Annotated in this window: 18 protein-coding genes; 8 read left to right on the forward strand and 10 right to left on the reverse strand. The window is 44.3% G+C overall.

The window, feature by feature from the left end; translation table 11 throughout:
• The first annotated feature begins 8 nt into the window (after positions 1-8).
• The gene (locus tag ACPD8L_RS00245; RefSeq protein WP_116219275.1) at positions 9-821 is read left to right on the forward strand and encodes a lysophospholipid acyltransferase family protein; all 813 of its coding nucleotides are present in this window, start codon (positions 9-11) and stop codon (positions 819-821) included.
• Here the strand turns inward: ACPD8L_RS00245 and ACPD8L_RS00250 are convergent.
• The 3 genes from ACPD8L_RS00250 to ACPD8L_RS00260 form a co-directional block, all read right to left on the reverse strand.
• Entirely contained in the window at positions 818-1,459 is a 642-nt protein-coding gene (locus ACPD8L_RS00250; protein ID WP_421810975.1) for a hypothetical protein, read from the reverse strand. The two genes, ACPD8L_RS00245 and ACPD8L_RS00250, sit on opposite strands and share 4 nt — an antisense overlap.
• A 6-nt stretch (positions 1,460-1,465) precedes the next feature.
• Positions 1,466-1,960, reverse strand: a complete 495-nt coding sequence (locus tag ACPD8L_RS00255; RefSeq protein WP_293299625.1) for an RNA polymerase sigma factor — start codon at positions 1,958-1,960, stop codon at positions 1,466-1,468.
• Between the two features lie 68 nt (positions 1,961-2,028).
• Complete coding sequence (locus tag ACPD8L_RS00260; RefSeq protein WP_423942952.1) at positions 2,029-3,408, reverse strand: amidohydrolase; 1,380 nt, start codon at positions 3,406-3,408, stop codon at positions 2,029-2,031.
• A 148-nt stretch (positions 3,409-3,556) separates the two neighbouring features.
• Between ACPD8L_RS00260 and ACPD8L_RS00265 the strand changes: the two genes are divergently transcribed.
• Complete coding sequence (locus tag ACPD8L_RS00265; RefSeq protein ID WP_293304759.1) at positions 3,557-4,867, forward strand: NAD(P)/FAD-dependent oxidoreductase; 1,311 nt, start codon at positions 3,557-3,559, stop codon at positions 4,865-4,867.
• 29 nt (positions 4,868-4,896) lie between these two features.
• On the opposite strand, the gene xerD is transcribed toward ACPD8L_RS00265, so the two are convergent.
• A complete protein-coding gene (gene xerD, locus ACPD8L_RS00270) occupies positions 4,897-5,793 on the reverse strand; it encodes a site-specific tyrosine recombinase XerD (RefSeq protein WP_116219270.1) in 897 nt (298 codons plus the stop codon).
• A gap of 225 nt (positions 5,794-6,018) precedes the next feature.
• Between xerD and ACPD8L_RS00275 the strand changes: the two genes are divergently transcribed.
• From ACPD8L_RS00275 to aroQ, 4 genes are all read left to right on the forward strand, one after another.
• Positions 6,019-6,537 carry a hypothetical protein gene (locus ACPD8L_RS00275; protein ID WP_116219269.1) on the forward strand — a complete coding sequence of 173 codons (519 nt, stop codon included), beginning with the start codon at positions 6,019-6,021 and terminating at the stop codon, positions 6,535-6,537.
• 81 nt (positions 6,538-6,618) lie between these two features.
• Positions 6,619-7,077, forward strand: coding sequence for a hypothetical protein (locus ACPD8L_RS00280; protein WP_147300885.1), 459 nt, complete (start codon positions 6,619-6,621; stop codon positions 7,075-7,077).
• 168 nt (positions 7,078-7,245) lie between these two features.
• Positions 7,246-7,755 carry an outer membrane beta-barrel protein gene (locus tag ACPD8L_RS00285; protein ID WP_116219267.1) on the forward strand — a complete coding sequence of 170 codons (510 nt, stop codon included), beginning with the start codon at positions 7,246-7,248 and terminating at the stop codon, positions 7,753-7,755.
• A gap of 80 nt (positions 7,756-7,835) precedes the next feature.
• Positions 7,836-8,252, forward strand: coding sequence for a type II 3-dehydroquinate dehydratase (aroQ, locus tag ACPD8L_RS00290; RefSeq protein WP_116219266.1), 417 nt, complete (start codon positions 7,836-7,838; stop codon positions 8,250-8,252).
• Here aroQ and ACPD8L_RS00295 read toward each other — a convergent pair.
• From ACPD8L_RS00295 to ACPD8L_RS00320, 6 genes are all read right to left on the reverse strand, one after another.
• The gene (locus ACPD8L_RS00295; protein WP_116219265.1) at positions 8,244-8,525 is read right to left on the reverse strand and encodes a DUF3817 domain-containing protein; all 282 of its coding nucleotides are present in this window, start codon (positions 8,523-8,525) and stop codon (positions 8,244-8,246) included. The genes aroQ and ACPD8L_RS00295 overlap by 9 nt on opposite strands.
• 10 nt (positions 8,526-8,535) lie before the next feature.
• Positions 8,536-9,927 (reverse strand): dihydrolipoyl dehydrogenase, encoded by a 1,392-nt coding sequence (lpdA, locus tag ACPD8L_RS00300; protein WP_116219264.1) that lies wholly within the window; start codon positions 9,925-9,927, stop codon positions 8,536-8,538.
• 120 nt (positions 9,928-10,047) lie between these two features.
• Positions 10,048-10,584 (reverse strand): DUF1572 family protein, encoded by a 537-nt coding sequence (locus tag ACPD8L_RS00305; RefSeq protein ID WP_293299637.1) that lies wholly within the window; start codon positions 10,582-10,584, stop codon positions 10,048-10,050.
• Positions 10,584-10,991: a peptide-methionine (R)-S-oxide reductase MsrB gene (msrB, locus tag ACPD8L_RS00310; RefSeq protein WP_293299639.1), complete on the reverse strand. Its 408-nt coding sequence runs from the start codon at positions 10,989-10,991 to the stop codon at positions 10,584-10,586. The genes ACPD8L_RS00305 and msrB (ACPD8L_RS00310) overlap by 1 nt, the downstream gene beginning before the upstream one ends.
• A 13-nt stretch (positions 10,992-11,004) precedes the next feature.
• Entirely contained in the window at positions 11,005-11,496 is a 492-nt protein-coding gene (gene msrB / locus ACPD8L_RS00315; RefSeq protein ID WP_421809018.1) for a peptide-methionine (R)-S-oxide reductase MsrB, read from the reverse strand.
• Positions 11,497-11,611: 115 nt separating this feature from the next.
• The gene (locus ACPD8L_RS00320) at positions 11,612-12,190 is read right to left on the reverse strand and encodes a collagen-like protein (RefSeq protein ID WP_423941098.1); all 579 of its coding nucleotides are present in this window, start codon (positions 12,188-12,190) and stop codon (positions 11,612-11,614) included.
• Positions 12,191-12,347: 157 nt separating this feature from the next.
• Here ACPD8L_RS00320 and glgB point away from each other — a divergent pair, with 157 nt between their 5' ends.
• On the forward strand, positions 12,348-14,243 hold the full coding sequence (gene glgB, locus ACPD8L_RS00325; RefSeq protein WP_423941101.1) for a 1,4-alpha-glucan branching protein GlgB: 1,896 nt from the start codon (positions 12,348-12,350) through the stop codon (positions 14,241-14,243).
• Between the two features lie 96 nt (positions 14,244-14,339).
• A complete protein-coding gene (locus ACPD8L_RS00330; RefSeq protein WP_116219260.1) occupies positions 14,340-16,739 on the forward strand; it encodes a glycoside hydrolase family 31 protein in 2,400 nt (799 codons plus the stop codon).
• Positions 16,740-16,778: the final 39 nt, after the last annotated feature.

Here is a 16,778-nt window from a genome sequence, read left to right on the forward strand (position 1 = left end):
ATTGTACTATGGGTCTATTCAAGAAAAATCCTTTTGGTCATATCCTGTTTTTAAAACGCTGGTTGATACGCGTTGCAGGTGCCATGACCCATCAACGCTATAAAGGATTCAACACCCTTGAAATAGAAGGGTCCCAGGTGATACGGGACCTACCGGAGACCAATGTACTTTTTGTGAGCAATCACCAGACCTATTTTGCCGATGTGGTGGCTATGTTCCATGTGTTCAATGCCAGTTTGAAGGGAAGGGACGATTCCATTAAAAATTTGGCCTATCTCTGGAACCCCAAGCTCAATATCTACTATGTGGCGGCAAAGGAAACCATGAAGAAAAGCCTGCTTACCAAGATTTTGGCTTATGCGGGATCCATTAGTATTGAGCGTACATGGCGTGCCGATGGGCAGGATGTGAACCGACAGGTGAAGTTCAGTGACATCAGCAATATTGCCAAGGCCTTGGATGATGGGTGGGTGATCACCTTTCCCCAAGGTACCACAACCCCGTGGAAACCCTTACGAAAGGGAACGGCCCATATTATAAAGCGGTATAAACCAGTGGTGGTACCCGTGGTCATCGATGGGTTTAGACGTTCGTTCGATAAAAAAGGACTTCGGGTGAAAAAGAAAGGCATTTTGCAGTCCATGCAGATCAAACCACCTTTGGATATTGATTATGACAACGAATCCATTGATTCCATCTTGGAAAAATTGGAATACGCCATTGAGCAGCATCCTTCTTTCTTAAAGGTCATCTCCAAACAAGAGTTGGCGGCCTACGAAGCCGAAAATCAAAAAAGAAGATACAGCTATCGGGGCGATTAAACCTCCAATTGCTCCAGTTCCCTATAATTTTGTTTGAGTCGTTTTAAAAGAATGCCATAGAGCAGTCTGTAGAACAACCATATCAATAGTAAGAGTAGTGCAATGAGCACTATGGATATGATGACGACCATGACCCAAAAAATGGTGGTGTCCCCATTTTGCACGGCATTTTCAACAATTTGTTGCCCCTTGGAGTCATAGATAAGGACTCCGTAAATACTGATGATCATGGATATGGTAAAAATGGCCAGGTTGAACCAGACATACTGGGTAACGGTTCTTTTGACATCCAGGATGGTCTTCATCAGTTTTTTGGAAGAGTCAGTGAAGGATATTTTACGGTAGTTGGTATAGAACTTATAGATAAAATATAAAATGATGCCGTAATTGATCAGGTTAAGTACGATGATGGCAGTATGGATGTGCATTGCCTTGAGTTCCTCCATGGACTCGGCATCACTGAACATGATGTTGAGCCCGGCCCAGAATACAAATTCTATTAGGCTGATGTAAAAAATCCATTTTACGATGGAAGATGATTTTTTCCATATCATCTTGTAGATTTCGTCATAGGTAAGTTTAGGAAGCTGAGCCTCCTTCTTTTGCCAGTCTTTTTTCAAGAGTTCCAATTCATCCACCATGGTCTACGGATTTAATATGGTTCTTAATTTGTTTTTCACCCGGTTCATTTTAACCCTTGCATTTACCTCGGTAATCCCCAAGGTTTCCGCTATTTCGGAATAATCTTTGTCTTCAAGGTACAGAAATACCAACGCTTTGTCAATATCCCCAAGCTGTTTCACAGCATCATACATCAATTTCAACTGTCGTTCTTCCGTATCATCATAGGCATCGGCCTTGATTTTGTGTACGACCGAATCATAATCTTGGGTCTGTACCCTTCTTTTTGATTTTCGATACACGGTAATGGCCGTGTTCAGGGCCACTCGGTACATCCATGTGCTGAATTTGGAGTCTCCCCTAAACTTCGGATAGGCTTTCCACAGTTGTATGGTAATCTCTTGAAAGAGATCATTGTGGGAGTCCCTGTCGTTGGTATAGAGGCTGCATACTTTGTGGACAATATTCTGATTGTCCTCAAGCTCCGTCACAAAACGATGTTCCAGTTCTTTGTTCAATGGTTGGTAAGTGATTTGCTTATTTGTAGCAATAAAACCGATTTTGTTACACTACCCCAAAAATGAGTTTATTTTCGGTAATCCAATGCTGGGGGTCTGTTGCCCAATAAAGGGATGTATTTAAAATCTTCCCCACGTCTTTCAATAAGCTCGGCCTTGGCGGCTTCAACGGTTTTTGGGTTTTTAAAAATGTCCATGGCGGTCAGGGTAAGGGTCTTTGCAGCGACCATCATTCCTTTGGTGCCTATGGAAGTTCCCCCTGCCGCAACGGCTTGCCAGCTGTGCGCTGGGGTTCCAGGAACCCAAGTGGCGGTCCCCAGACCTGCAGTGGGTACGGTAAAACTCACATCGCCCACATCCGTAGAGCCATAGGCCCTGGCTTCTTCTTGGTAAGGCTGTATGGCTTCCGCCGTCTTCATATCCAAAGTTTTTGCTCCCAAGGTCTCGGAAATTTTTTCGGCAAAAGCTTTTTCTTCATCCGTATAGGTTACCCCACCCACTTTGGTGAGGTTGTCATACATCATTTTTTGAAGGGTCAGATTGGGCAAAAGCTCGTGGGTACCCCCGATCATCTCATAATCCATAGTAGTACCCGTTCCCAATGCAGCTCCTTCGGCAGCCTTTACAATCCGGTCAAAAATATCAATGACCACATCTCTTTTACCATGCCGGGCGTAATAATAGACTTCGGCAAAGTCCGGTACCACGTTGGGTGCCTTTCCACCATTGGTGATTACGTAATGGATACGGGCATCTTGGGGAATGTGTTCCCGCATCATATTGACCATATGGTCCATGGCTTCAACACCATCCAATGCGGACCGACCTCTTTCCGGGGCTCCTGCGGCATGGGCCGAAATTCCATGAAACCTGAATTTGGCCGACTTATTGGCCAAGGCAGCTCCGGCACTGGCGGCATTCTGTGATCCTGGATGCCAGTGAAGGGCAATATCCACATCATTAAAGACCCCTTCCCGTACCATATATACTTTTCCTGACCCGCCTTCCTCGGCAGGACATCCATAAAACCGAATGGTTCCTTGTATCTTGTTGGATTGCAACCAGTCCTTTACGGCAATGGCAGCTGCTGTGGAAGCGGTTCCAAAAAGGTGGTGTCCGCAAGCATGCCCTGCGGCTTTATCGGCTGATTTTTTCTCTGGAACGGCCTGTTGGGACAATCCAGGGAGGGCATCATACTCCCCTAAAATGGCAATTACTGGATAACCGGAGCCATATTCTGCCTTAAAGGCCGTGGGTATACCGGCGATTCCTTTCTCAATGGAAAAACCGGCATCGGATAACGTTTTTTGCAGTAAAGCGGAACTTTTCTCTTCCAAATACCCCATCTCGGCAAGGTCCCAGATTTGATGGGCGATATCACCGTATTCCTGGGTTTTTGTGTCCAGTTCGTTCAATATGGTCTTTTGGCTTTTCTGGGAAAAGCCCATGGCAGCACAAAGAACAAGTGCCATGCCGATAAGGAGCGCATTTTTCATTTTGTTGAAGTTTTTGGTCAGGCTTTAAATATACTAAAAAAAGCCTCTTTTATGGAGAGTTGCCTGCAGGGGAATGTGTACATTTACATCCATGTCCACAATGAATATTCCACAATCCAGTTTCCCAAGGGTCGTAATCATTGGCGGCGGTTTTGGGGGCATCGCGCTAGCTAAAAAACTCAGTAAAAAGGAAATGCAGGTAGTTTTGCTTGACAAGCACAATTACCACAACTTTCAACCTTTGTTGTATCAGGTTTCCACAGGAGGACTGGAGCCGGATTCCATTGCCTACCCCATTCGAAAAGTATTGCAGGGCTATCCCAATTTTTACTTCCGCTTGGCCAAGGTCATGGCCATAGACCCTACGTCACGCAAGGTAAAGACCAATATTGGCGAGATCAATTTTGATTATTTGGTAGTGGCTGCGGGTTCCGAGACCAATTTTTTTGGAAATGAGAATATCGAGACCAAGGGTATGGCCATGAAAACCATTCCACAGTCATTGAATCTCAGGAGCCTTATCTTGGAAAATTTTGAACAGGCCTTGCTTACGGATGACCTTCATGAAAGGGATGCCCTTATGAACTTTGTGATAGTGGGAGGAGGACCTACAGGGGTTGAGCTGGCCGGGGCACTGGCCGAGATAAAAAAAGGGATTTTGCCCAAGGATTATCCAGATTTGGATACGCGAAGGGCCCAAATAAACCTGATCCAGAGTGGGGAGCGTATTTTACCGGCCATGAGTGGGCAGGCCTCACGAAAGGCGGAGCATTTTTTGGAACGCTTGGGCGTAAATGTGTGGAAGAACATCAGGGTAACCGATTATGATGGAAATAAGGTAACCACCAACACGGAAACATCCTTTGAATCGGCCACATTGGTCTGGGCAGCAGGTGTTCAGGCAGTCAGTATCAAAGGGCTGGATGCCAAAGAGGTATTGTGTAGGGGAAATAGACTTAAAGTGAATGAGTTCCACCAGTTGGAAGGGTTCCAGAACATATTTGCCATTGGTGATGTGGCCCAGATGGAGACCGAAACCTTTCCCCATGGCCACCCTATGATGGCCCAACCTGCTATACAACAAGGTAGGAACTTAGGGGATAATTTAGTGAGGTTGATTGATGGGAAGCCTATGAAACCCTTTGTCTACAAGGACAAGGGCAGTATGGCCACAGTTGGACGGAATAAAGCTGTGGTAGACCTTCCAAAGTTCAGGTTCCAAGGTGTGTTTGCTTGGTTTGTGTGGATGTTCGTGCATCTGTATTTCCTCATTGGCTTTAGGAATAGGGTAGTGGTATTCATCAACTGGGTCTATAATTATATCCGGTTCGACCGCGAAGCTCGATTGATCATCAGGCCCTATAAAAAGCAAAACCAAGGATTGAAAAATCAGCTGAAAAAGGGGAGTTGATACTAACGATTGTCTTGTTCTTTTAAACCCTATTTTCTAGGGTGATACTCATTCAGTACCTTGGCCAAATGGGCACGGTTCACGTGCATATACACTTCTGTGGTGGTAATGCTTTCATGACCCAACATTTGCTGTATGGCCCTTAAATCAGCCCCATTTTCCAAAAGATGGGTGGCAAAGGAATGTCTAAAGGTGTGCGGACTGATGCTCTTTTTCAGTCCGGTTTTTTCTGCCAAACGTTTAATTATGGTAAAGACCATGGCCCGGGTAAGTTGCTTTCCCCTTCGGTTTAAAAAAAGAATGTCCTCATGCTCTTTTTGAATGGGTAGATGCACCCGTATTTCGTTCCGGTAAATATTTATGTATTTTTTGTTGATATCACTGATGGGCACGAACCGCTGTTTGTTGCCCTTCCCTGTGACCTTGATAAAGTCCTCATCAAAATAAAGGTCGGAAAGTTTTAGATTCAACAATTCTGAAACCCGTAGGCCGCATCCATAAAGGGTCTCGAGGATGGCACGGTTCCGTTCCCCTTCAGGTTTGGACAGGTCTATGTTGGAGATAAGGGTGTTGATTTCATCAATGGATAAGGTATCCGGGAGTTTACGGCCTATTTTGGGAGTCTCGATGAGGTCCATGGGATTGTCTGTCCTGTAATCCTCAAAAATAAGGTAGTTAAAAAAACCTTTTAAGCCCGAAATGACCCTGGCCTGAGTCCTTGGATTTACCGTTTTGGCAATGGCGTAGACAAAACCTTGGACGGTCTCCATATCAATCTGGATAGGGGATATTTCCATGTCATGGTCAAGAAGATAGTTGGCCAATTTTTGGAGGTCAAGGGAATAATTGGTTATGGAGTTTTTACTGAGACCACGCTCAATCTTCAGATAGTTTTGGTAATCCTGTATTGCCTGTTGCCAGTTCATGGTCTAAATATAAAAACAATAATCAGTGGAAATATGGATGCTATTGGACGATTGGTCAATTGAAAAGGGCCTTTGATCAAATGGGAGGCATGTGTTACCGCAAGTTTGGATATTTTTCACAAAGAATTTTTGTTTGATATAAAAATATTTTTGTAGGGTTTTTACTACGCAAATACACTATATCCCGTATTGCTACGTTTTAGCCAGTACAAAAAAATAACCATAATGAAGAAAACATTTTTATTGACACTTGGGCTATTGGTGTTGACTTTTTCAGCAATGGCACAACAGGTAGACCGAAGTAGGATTAAAGCAGGATTGCATGCGGGTATTCCCGTTGCGGACGCTGCTGATATATCAAAGTTCAGCATTGGTTTGGATATAGCCCACCATTGGGGTGTATCGGAACTTATTGATGCAGGATTGGCAACTGGGTTTTTTAATGCCTTTGGGGAAACCACTACGGTTACCGTGGGCAATGTTGTCGTGGAAAACGAGTTTGAAGATTTTCAGTTTGTCCCTTTGGCCGGGGCATTACGACTTTATCCTACATATGATTTTAATTTTGGTGCCGATGTGGGCTATGCCGTGGGCATTAATGAAGGGAACGAAGGAGGGTTTTATGTAAGACCTTCAATGGGATATAACATTACCGGGAACACGGAACTCAATGTATCCTATATCAATATCAGCAATGACGGGAATTTTTCCATAGTGGCCCTCGGGGTGCTATTCCTGTTCTGATACAAAAAGAGATCAAAAGAAAAACTGGGCACAGCCTCAAAATCGCACAGTTGAATTAGTATGAACCATAAACTTAAAAAAATGAAAAAATTACTAGTTGTTTTTGGCCTTGCCCTTTTGGGTACGGTGACTGTGAAATCCCAAACGAGTTACAAAGCGGCTTTGGGGCTTGGTGTTGATGCGGTTGATAGTGCAACCTTTATTGGGGCCACTGGAAAGTACTTCTTTACCAGCCACCATGTGGGTCAGGCCGATTTGGGATTTGAGGATGGGGCAACCATGATCACCATCCTGTATTCCTACCACAAAAGATTCGTTGGGGCTGGAGGCTTGCGCTGGTATGCAGGAGCAGGACCAAGTATTATCCTAGTGGACAATGTGGACAATGTTTTTGCGCTGCGTCCCCACTTAGGACTGGATTTTAAAGTGAACGGGGTGCCCTTTGTGGCCAATTTTGATTGGAGACCGGCCATTGTGCTCAGTGATGGGGACAATGAAGTGGGTGCCTTCGGGTTTGGATTGCAATTTGCATTCAACTAATTGATATTCAATTTTTTATGATTAAGCAAAAGGAGCAGTGAAACCCTGTTCCTTTTGCAATAAAATGTAGGATTTCAATGTTCATATAACAAAAACATTCTAAATTTCCTACTATTCTTAACCTTGTGGCATTGCTATATTTGTGCCCTCAACTAAAATTTATACATCGTGAGAAAATTAATTGTTTTAGCAGTATTTTTTACTAGTGTAATCGTTTCAAACACCTACGGGCAAGAAGGGTTCGCGGTCAAGGCAGGTCTTAACAATGTATCCATGAAAGTGGATACGGGAGATGATTTCTTTGGAAGTGTAAGCGACAGTGAACTTGGATTTTATCTAGGGGGTAGCTATAATTTTGTGGCATCCGAAGAGTTTGACATTGAGCCTTCCGTCCTTTTTAGTTTTGTAGATGATTTGACCTCTTTGTACATTCCTATTATGGCGAAGTACAAAATAAACAACTTCAACATTCAGGCTGGCCCACAAATCAATTATCTGTTGGAAGATATTCCTGATGGTGAGTTTGGTCTCGATATCGCCTTTGGTGGTGGATACCAAATCGATGACAACTGGTTTGTTGAAGCAAGATATGGTCTTCAAGTATCCAGGGGAGGAGATTTTGGTGATGTCGTGGACATCAACACCCTAACTTTTGGAGCTGGATATAGATTTAACTAGTCAAGTCTAACAAAGCACAAAAAGCGGGAGTCTTCACTTCCGCTTTTTTTATGCCTTAAAATAATTGGTACTTTTACATTATGAAACTAATGATCATCAATGGGCCCAATCTAAACCTGTTGGGAAAACGGGAGCCCGAAGTGTATGGCAGCACCACTTTTGAAGACTATTTCGCCGAATTACAACAAAAATTTCCGCAAGTGGAACTGGAATATTTTCAGTCCAATATTGAAGGGGAGCTTATTGGCAAAATACAGGAAGTGGGTTTTGATTATGATGGAATTGTCCTAAATGCTGCGGCATATACCCATACTTCGGTGGGAATGGGGGATGCGGTAAAAGCGGTTTCCACCCCAGTGGTCGAAGTACATATATCCAATACCCATCAACGGGAGGAATACAGGCATGTCTCCTACATATCACCGGGAGCCAAAGGAGTTATCCTTGGTTTTGGATTACAAAGCTATGATTTGGCCATCCAGAGTTTCCTAGGCTAGTTCCTTCAGATACTTTTCATCCGCATAAAAGGTCCCAAAAGGCAATAGGGAGGCAATAAAGAGCATCACAAATTTTTTGATGCCCCATTTGCGCTGCCAACAAAATGCTACGGCCAAGACTACATACAGAATAAAGAGAACCCCATGGGCATATCCTACAATTTTATTGGGTTCCATGATATCGGCCCAATACTTCAAGGGCATGGTCATCCCAAATAAAGCGATATAGGAAATGCCCTCCAGAATGGCCGTGGCCCTAAAAAGTTTAAGCATATTCTTTGGATTAAATGTGGATCACTTCATCATAGGCGGCCGCTACAGCTTCCATAACGGCTTCACTCATGGTGGGGTGAGGGTGAACGGCCTTAAGGATTTCATGGCCTGTGGTTTCCAGTTTTCGGGCCACGACCGCTTCGGCGATCATATCGGTAACGCCGACCCCGATCATATGGCAACCCAACCATTCACCATATTTGGCGTCAAAAATGACTTTTACAAACCCATCTGCATTTCCACTGGCCTTGGCTTTACCACTGGCAGAAAATGGGAATTTTCCAATTTTGATGTCGTACCCTTGTTCCTTGGCCTGCTTTTCGGTCAGACCCACTGAGGCCACTTCGGGGATACAGTAGGTACATCCAGGGATGTTTCCATAATCCAAGGGCTCTACATGCATCCCTGCAATCTTTTCAACACAAAGAATACCTTCGGCAGAGGCTACGTGGGCCAATGCCTGGCCGGGAGTTACATCGCCAATGGCATAATATCCTGGAATATTGGTCTGGTAATAATCGTTCACCAAGATTTTATCTCGGTCCACAGCGATTCCTACATCTTCAAGACCAATGTTTTCAATATTCGTTTTGATACCCACGGCCGAAAGAACGATATCGGCTTCCAAAACCTCTTCACCTTTGGACGTTTTTACGGTGGCTTTTACACCATCGCCTGAAGTGTCCACTTTGGTCACTTCCGCGGAAGTCTTGATTTTCACCCCGGCTTTTTTGAAGCTGCGCTCCAACTGCTTGGATACGTCCTCGTCCTCTACAGGGACAATATTGGGTAAGTACTCCACTACGGTCACTTCCGTGCCCAAGGAGTTATAGAAATAGGCAAACTCGATACCAATGGCACCACTACCTACTACAATCATTTTTTTAGGTTGTTTTTCCAAGGACATGGCCTCACGGTAACCGATCACCTTTTTGCCATCTTGGGGTAGGCTGGGCAATTCGCGGCTTCTGGCCCCTGTGGCGATGATGATATGGTCTGCGGAGTATTCGGCAGTATCACCGTGTTCGCCTTTTACCAAGACTTTCTTGCCAGGTTGCACCTTGCCATATCCGTTAAGGACCTCGATTTTATTTTTTTTCATCAAGAACTGGATGCCTTTGCTCATGCCTTCGGCTACGCCACGGCTTCGCTTTACCACGGCACCAAAATCGTAATCCACATCCTTTGCACTAAGTCCGTAGTCTTCGGCATGCTTCAGATACTCAAAGACCTGGGCGGACTTTAAAAGGGCTTTGGTGGGGATACAGCCCCAATTGAGACAAACGCCTCCCAAACTTTCCTTTTCCACAATGGCGGTTTTGAATCCTAGCTGTGAGGCCCTGATTGCGGTAACATATCCACCGGGACCACTGCCCAGAACAATTACATCGAACTTGCTCATTAGATCTTGATTTTAGTTGTTAAATTGGAAGCCAGCCTTTGGGCGGGCAGGTGCAAAAGTACGGAATTCAATCCCCAAATCCCAAGCTTGAAAAAGGCAAAATTGGCTTTGTTTGTGAAATCAGTTCGGGTCCTTGCCGAACATCTTTTGATTGAAGGCTTGGGAGCCCCCTTTTGGGATGGAAAGTGACACCCATTCGTCTCCTTTTATCATTCTTCCCACAAAGACAATCTGTCCTACATGACTGGCATAATGGGCCAATTGTCGGTTAATGGCCGCTGGAATGGAATGCTCTTCGTCACGAATCTTTATTTTACTGTTGAAATTGGAAGTGTTGATGCTTTCCAGGGCTTGGAACAAACACTGCCATCCTTTTTCCCAGGCGGCCAATAGTTCAGCTTTGGAGGTGTAGGGCTCTTCAAACTCCAGTTCCCTGTTACGCCAAGTTTTCTCACCATCCTCGGTCAGGAAATTGGTCCATCTACTCAACATATTGCCCACCATATGCTTTACAATGATGGCAATGGAGTTGTCCGTTTCGCTATACTTCCACAGAATGTCACTGTCGGAAAGTTGGGCAAAGGTTTTGTCGCCCATGGTTTTGTATCGATGGAATTCGAACAACACGCTTGAGATATAGTTTTCTTGAAAATCCATTATTCTTCAGAAGGATTGAAACCAATGCTCACGGAATTGATACAGTACCGCTGCCCCGTGGTCTCTTGGGGGCCGTCATTGAACACATGCCCCAAATGGCCACCACAATTGGCACAGATGGTTTCGGTGCGGATCATACCATGGGAAGTGTCACGGATATATTCAATGGCCCCTTCCACCGCTTGGTCAAAAGAAGGCCATCCACAGCCGCTTTCAAACTTGTGTTCGCTCTCGAACAGTTTGGCATGGCATGCTTTGCAATGGTAGTCCCCATTTTCAAAATGGAGGTTGTATTGCCCAGTAAATGGGCGTTCGGTGCCTTTTTGCCGTAAAACATAATATTCTTCAGGGGAAAGGGATTGTTGCCATTCCTCTTCGGTTTTTTCCATGCCGTATTTCTGGTCCATAGGATAAGGTTGATTACTTGCCATCAGGAATAAAATCCAGGGCAATTCCATTGATACAGTGTCTTTTTCCCGTGGTCTTTTTAGGTCCATCATTAAAAACATGGCCTAAATGTCCGCCACAGGTGGCACAATGTTCCTCTATACGGGTAACGCCGTATGAATTGTCTTCTTCATAGGCCACATTTCCTTCAATCTCACGGTCAAAACTGGGCCAACCGGTGCCAGACCTATATTTGTTTTCGCTTCGGAAAACCGGGGTGCCGCAACCTGCGCAGACATAAGTCCCTTTTTCTTTGTTTTCCAGAAGATCACTGGTAAACGGATTTTCGGTAGCCGCTTTGCGGAGCACGTAATATTCCACTTCAGTAAGTTCTGCTTTCCACTCCGCATCGGTTTTGGTCACCTTATAGGCCACCTCTTTTTCAGATTCATTTTTCTTTTCCTGCGATATGCCATTACACCCTATACAGGCAAGAAAGGCCATCAAAAACAATTTTTTTCCCATTGTTCGACTCTTTTTATGAATAGACGCAGTTTTGGCAGTATCCTTTCAAAAATACCATAAAAACAAAAAGTCCCTTCAGGGAAAGGGACTTTTGTTCATATTGTGGACTGGAAAATTATTGCAGTTCCAATTTCTTCACCTGGTCTTCGCCAATACCCAAAGAAGACATTACGTTTTCAATGTTGGAGGTATCCATTTTTGAGGCATCGGCATATTCGCTGGGGACAAAGACAATCCTGAAAAGTTGGTTGTCTGTAAAATCGGTGCTCAGGGTGGAAAGGTCAAAATTTCCATCGATGAACAGTTCCACATCTACGTAGGTATGTTCAAAAACATATTGGATGGTACCTTCGGGTAAAAAGTAATTTTGAGGGATTTGGCTCCAAACATCGGCAGTGCTGCCATCATCCAAATCCACGGTTCCAGTATATCGATAGACCAAAACAGCATCTTCAGGAATGGTTTCAAAATCGGTGACATCACCATAATTGATCAAGGTGCTGAAGAGATTGGCATCGCCATCATAGTCAAAATTTATCCCATCCACTTCCACTACCTGTCCTTGGATGCCATCAAGGCCGTCCAAACCGTCCAGTCCATCAAATCCATCCCGGCCAGGAGGGCCTTCTGGGCCTTCGCAGGCAACGGTGAACAAGACTGTAAAAGCGCCGATAATTGTGTTGAATTTATTCATGATTCTTGGTTTTTGATTTGTATTCATCAGGTTTCTTTTCTCATCAAAATCAAAAAGCATTCCATTTTTTTACCAAGTACAATTTTCTTTGAAAGGATTTGATGAAAATCGTAATCTTGGCCAAGAAGTATTATATTGTGAATACTAAAACACAAATATGTCCAAGGTAGTTGCCCATAGTTTGTTCACGGAGTTTGATATTGACCTTTTTAAGGCGGGAAAACATTTTCGATTGTATGAAAAATTAGGATCTCACCTTACCGAGGTGGGTGGTGAAAAGGGTACTTACTTTGCGGTTTGGGCACCTTCGGCAAAATCAGTATCCGTAATCGGGGATTTCAACCATTGGAATGCCGATGAGCATAAACTCAATGTCCGCTGGGATTCCAGTGGTATTTGGGAAGGGTTTATTCCCGGGGTTGACCAAGGCAGCAAATACAAATACAAAATACAATCGCACAGCAATGACATTTCGACCGAAAAGGCCGATCCGTTTGCCCGGTATTGTGAGCAACCACCCAAAACGGCTTCCATGGTCTGGAATGCAGAACACAGCTGGAAGGATAAAAAATGGATGGACGAACGGGAAAGACACAATGGGTTGGACAGACCTTATTCCGTGTATGAAGTGCATTTGGGGTCTTGGAGGAAGAAGAATGGATGGGAGTATCTTTCCTATATGGAATTGGCCGATGAGCTTGTGGACTACGTGGACGAGATGGGGTTTACCCATGTGGAGTTCATGCCGGTCATGGAATATCCCTATGATCCCTCTTGGGGGTATCAATTAACGGGGTATTTTGCCCCGACCTCCCGATTTGGAAAACCAGAGGATTTTAAGCTGTTGGTAGATAAATTCCATCAGAAGGGCATTGGGGTAATCTTGGATTGGGTACCGTCCCATTTTCCTGAAGATGCGCACGGGCTTGGCTTCTTTGACGGTTCCCACCTATACGAACACCCAGACCGTAGACGCGGCTATCACCCAGATTGGAAGAGCCTTATTTTCAATTACGGAAGGAATGAGGTCAGGGCCTTCTTGATCAGTAATGCCGTTTTTTGGTTGGATCAATACCATATGGACGGGCTCCGGGTGGATGCCGTGGCCTCAATGCTGTATTTGGACTATTCCCGCGAAGATGGGGAGTGGGAGCCCAATATCTATGGCAACAATGAAAATTTGGAGGCGATTTCCTTTTTACGGGAAATGAACCAAGAAGTATACGGAAGTTTTAAAGGTGTGCAGACCATAGCCGAGGAGTCCACAGCCTTTTCCGGGGTAACCAAACCGGTACATTTTGGTGGACTTGGTTTTGGTATGAAATGGATGATGGGTTGGATGCACGATACCTTGGAGTTTTTTAAAAAAGACCCCATCCACCGATCTTATGATCTTAACGAGATTACGTTTAGTTTGACCTATGCCTTCACCGAAAATTTTATGCTTCCCTTTTCCCATGATGAGGTGGTCTATGGCAAGCAGTCCCTATTGTACCGTATGCCGGGGGACGAATGGCAGCGTTTTGCCAATTTGAGGTTGCTGTTTGGATACATGTTCACCCATCCCGGGGGAAATCTACTGTTCATGGGTGGTGAGTTTGGGCAATCTTCGGAGTGGAATTTTCAGGAAAGTCTGGATTGGCACCTTACCCAATACGATTTCCACTCTGGAATACAGAAAGTTATCAAGGATTTGAACAAAATGTACAAAACCAACCCTGCACTGTACGACAAACAGTTCAGCAGTGATGGATTTCAATGGATAGAATACAATGATCAGGAGAATACGGTGGTGAGCTACATCCGAAAAGGGAACGACCCCAAGGACGATATGATCGTGGTCTGCAATTTTACCCCTGTTCCCCGTGAAAACTATAGGGTTGGGGTTCCCAAGAACTCCCAATTGAAATTGGTTTTCAATAGCGATGATGCCAAGTATTCGGGCAGTGGAATGGGCAAAAAAACCCTTAAGCCGGGAAAAACATCATGGAATGGACATTTACAATCCGTTTTGATGACACTTCCGCCCTTATCCATCGTTGTCTACAAATAGCGGCCAAACTATAACGATATAGTGGCGTGTTGTTCAAAACATCTTTTTATTTTGTCCGTCTAAAGTATTTCTTTTGTTAGTCTCAACAAACTGAAGATGATAACCAACACGGAAATAGAGAAACGGGGCAATCAGCACCCCAATCATATAGTAGACTTTAAACAGGAGAACCGAAAACTTCTTTTTACCACCCAGAACGGGGTTATTTTGGAAGTATCCATTTTACGGGATAGTGTGGTACGGTTTCGGTATGCCACGGAGCATGTTTTTGAGCCGGATTTTTCATACGCCATTAGCGATGATGTAAACACGGGATTCAATCAACTTGAGGTTCAGGACGAGATTCCTGAATATGTGGTCACCACCAATAAAATCAAGATCTACATCAACAAATCCAATCTCAAGGTCCAGATAACAGATTTGGAAGACAATGTGCTCAACGAGGATGAGCTGGGATTTCATTGGGAAGAGAACTATGATTACGGAGGTAACGTGGTCAAAATGAGTAAAATATGTCATTCCGGTGAAAGCTATTACGGCATGGGGGACAAGGCCTCGCATACCAATTTAAAAGGCAAGCGGTTGAACAATTGGGTAACGGATTCCTATGCCTATGGTAAGGACCAAGAGCCTTTGTACAAAGCCATTCCCTTTTATGTGGGACTCAAGGAAAGCATGGCTTACGGTATCTTTTTTGATAACTCCTTCAGTACCTATTTTGATTTTGCCAATGAAAAAAGGAGCGTGACCAGTTTTTGGGCCGATGGGGGAGAGATGAACTATTACTTTTTCTACGGTCCCAAAATGAGCCAAGTGGTGGAAGCCTATACCGACTTGACCGGTGTTCCAGAACTACCTCCCCTTTGGGCCTTGGGTTTCCATCAATCCAAATGGAGCTATTATCCGGAACGAAACGTAAAAAAAATAGCCTCTACCTTTAGAAAACTCAATATTCCCTGCGATGCCATTTATCTGGATATTGATTATATGGAAGGATTCAGGTGCTTTACTTGGAACAACCGATATTTCCCCAATCCCAAAAAAATGGTACAAGACTTGGAAAAGGATGGTTTCAAGGTAGTTACCATGATAGACCCCGGAATCAAGATTGATCGGGATTATTGGGTGTACCAACAGGCCATGGACCATGGCTTTTTCTGCCGAAGGGCAGATGGCCCCCACTTTAAGGGGAAAGTATGGCCGGGGGAATGTAAATTTCCCGATTTCACCAATCCAGAAGTTAGGGAATGGTGGGCAGGTCTGTACAAGGAAATGATTTCTGAAATAGGGGTTCGAGGGGTTTGGAACGATATGAACGAACCTGCCATTATGGAAGTTCCTTCCAAAACGGCCAATTTGGATGTACGCCACGATTATGATGGCCATCCCTGTAGTCATAGAAAGGCACACAATGTGTATGGTATGCAAATGGTGAGGGCCACCTATGAAGGTATCAAGAAATATACCTTTCCAAGAAGACCTTTTGTATTGACGCGGGCCGCATATTCTGGAACACAGCGTTACTGTGCTACATGGACCGGGGACAATGTGGCGACTTGGGAACACTTATGGATCGCCAACGTGCAAATGCAACGGATGTGTATGAGCGGGTATTCCTTTGTAGGGTCGGATATTGGAGGTTTTGCGGAACAACCCAATGGAGAATTGTTTGCCCGATGGGTACAGTTGGCCATTTTCCATCCCTTCTGTCGGGTGCATTCAAGCGGGGACCACGGAGACCAGGAACCTTGGTCCTTTGGAGAGGAAATCACCAATATTGTTAGAAAGTATATAGAGCTTCGCTATCAATTGTTGCCCTATCTCTATACCATGTTCTATAAGTATATCAATAATGGTATGCCTATGCTGCAATCCTTGGTTTTTTATGATCAAGAGGATTCCCAGACCCATTTTAGAACCGATGAGTTCCTGTTTGGGGAACATATGTTGGTATGTCCGGTACAGGAACCCAATGCACAAGGTAGAAGAATGTACTTCCCAAGGGGAAATTGGTACAGCTACTGGACAGATGAAATGATTGAAGGGGGCGTTGAAAGATGGGTACCTGCAGAAATCTATAAGATTCCTCTTTACGTAAAAGAAGGGGCCATGATTCCAAAATATCCGGTGCAGCAATATGTGGGCGAAAAGGAAATCAAAGAATTGAGGATTGATGTCTATTACAAGGAAGGGATAGAGAATTCCAGTGTGTATGAGGACCAGCAAGACGGATATGATTACAAGAAAGGACGTTTCAGTCTTAGAAAGTTCAGGTTGAGGGGCAAAGAGAACGAGTTGATCATTCAACAGTTCAAGGATGGAAACTTTACGACCTCCTACGATACCTTTAAACTGAATTTTCACGGTCTGCCCTTTACCATTGGAACCGTAGAGGTGGATAATGAGGAAGTTGACTTTTCAGAAATAAAATTGAACGGCAACAACTCCATAGAAGTGACCAAGGATTTCACGGAACTCCACCTGATCGGAAAATAATTTTTTGTAATTTCCCTAGACTAAACACTATCATATATT

Source organism: Flagellimonas algicida, assembly GCF_049629585.1.
In the GTDB taxonomy this organism is placed as follows: Bacteria; Bacteroidota; Bacteroidia; order Flavobacteriales; family Flavobacteriaceae; genus Flagellimonas.

Coding starts and splice junctions, on each gene's coding strand:
- lpdA (WP_116219264.1), bottom strand. CDS start 9,927: ATGAGCAAGTTCGATGTAATTGTTCTGGGCAGTGGTCCCGGTGGATAT.
- ACPD8L_RS00275 (WP_116219269.1), top strand. CDS start 6,019: ATGAAGAAAACATTTTTATTGACACTTGGGCTATTGGTGTTGACTTTT.
- ACPD8L_RS00305 (WP_293299637.1), bottom strand. CDS start 10,584: ATGGATTTTCAAGAAAACTATATCTCAAGCGTGTTGTTCGAATTCCAT.
- ACPD8L_RS00260 (WP_423942952.1), bottom strand. CDS start 3,408: ATGGGCTTTTCCCAGAAAAGCCAAAAGACCATATTGAACGAACTGGAC.
- ACPD8L_RS00245 (WP_116219275.1), top strand. CDS start 9: ATGGGTCTATTCAAGAAAAATCCTTTTGGTCATATCCTGTTTTTAAAA.
- ACPD8L_RS00265 (WP_293304759.1), top strand. CDS start 3,557: ATGAATATTCCACAATCCAGTTTCCCAAGGGTCGTAATCATTGGCGGC.
- ACPD8L_RS00280 (WP_147300885.1), top strand. CDS start 6,619: ATGAAAAAATTACTAGTTGTTTTTGGCCTTGCCCTTTTGGGTACGGTG.
- msrB (WP_293299639.1), bottom strand. CDS start 10,991: ATGGACCAGAAATACGGCATGGAAAAAACCGAAGAGGAATGGCAACAA.
- xerD (WP_116219270.1), bottom strand. CDS start 5,793: ATGAACTGGCAACAGGCAATACAGGATTACCAAAACTATCTGAAGATT.
- aroQ (WP_116219266.1), top strand. CDS start 7,836: ATGAAACTAATGATCATCAATGGGCCCAATCTAAACCTGTTGGGAAAA.
- ACPD8L_RS00295 (WP_116219265.1), bottom strand. CDS start 8,525: ATGCTTAAACTTTTTAGGGCCACGGCCATTCTGGAGGGCATTTCCTAT.
- msrB (WP_421809018.1), bottom strand. CDS start 11,496: ATGGGAAAAAAATTGTTTTTGATGGCCTTTCTTGCCTGTATAGGGTGT.
- ACPD8L_RS00330 (WP_116219260.1), top strand. CDS start 14,340: ATGATAACCAACACGGAAATAGAGAAACGGGGCAATCAGCACCCCAAT.
- glgB (WP_423941101.1), top strand. CDS start 12,348: ATGTCCAAGGTAGTTGCCCATAGTTTGTTCACGGAGTTTGATATTGAC.
- ACPD8L_RS00320 (WP_423941098.1), bottom strand. CDS start 12,190: ATGAATAAATTCAACACAATTATCGGCGCTTTTACAGTCTTGTTCACC.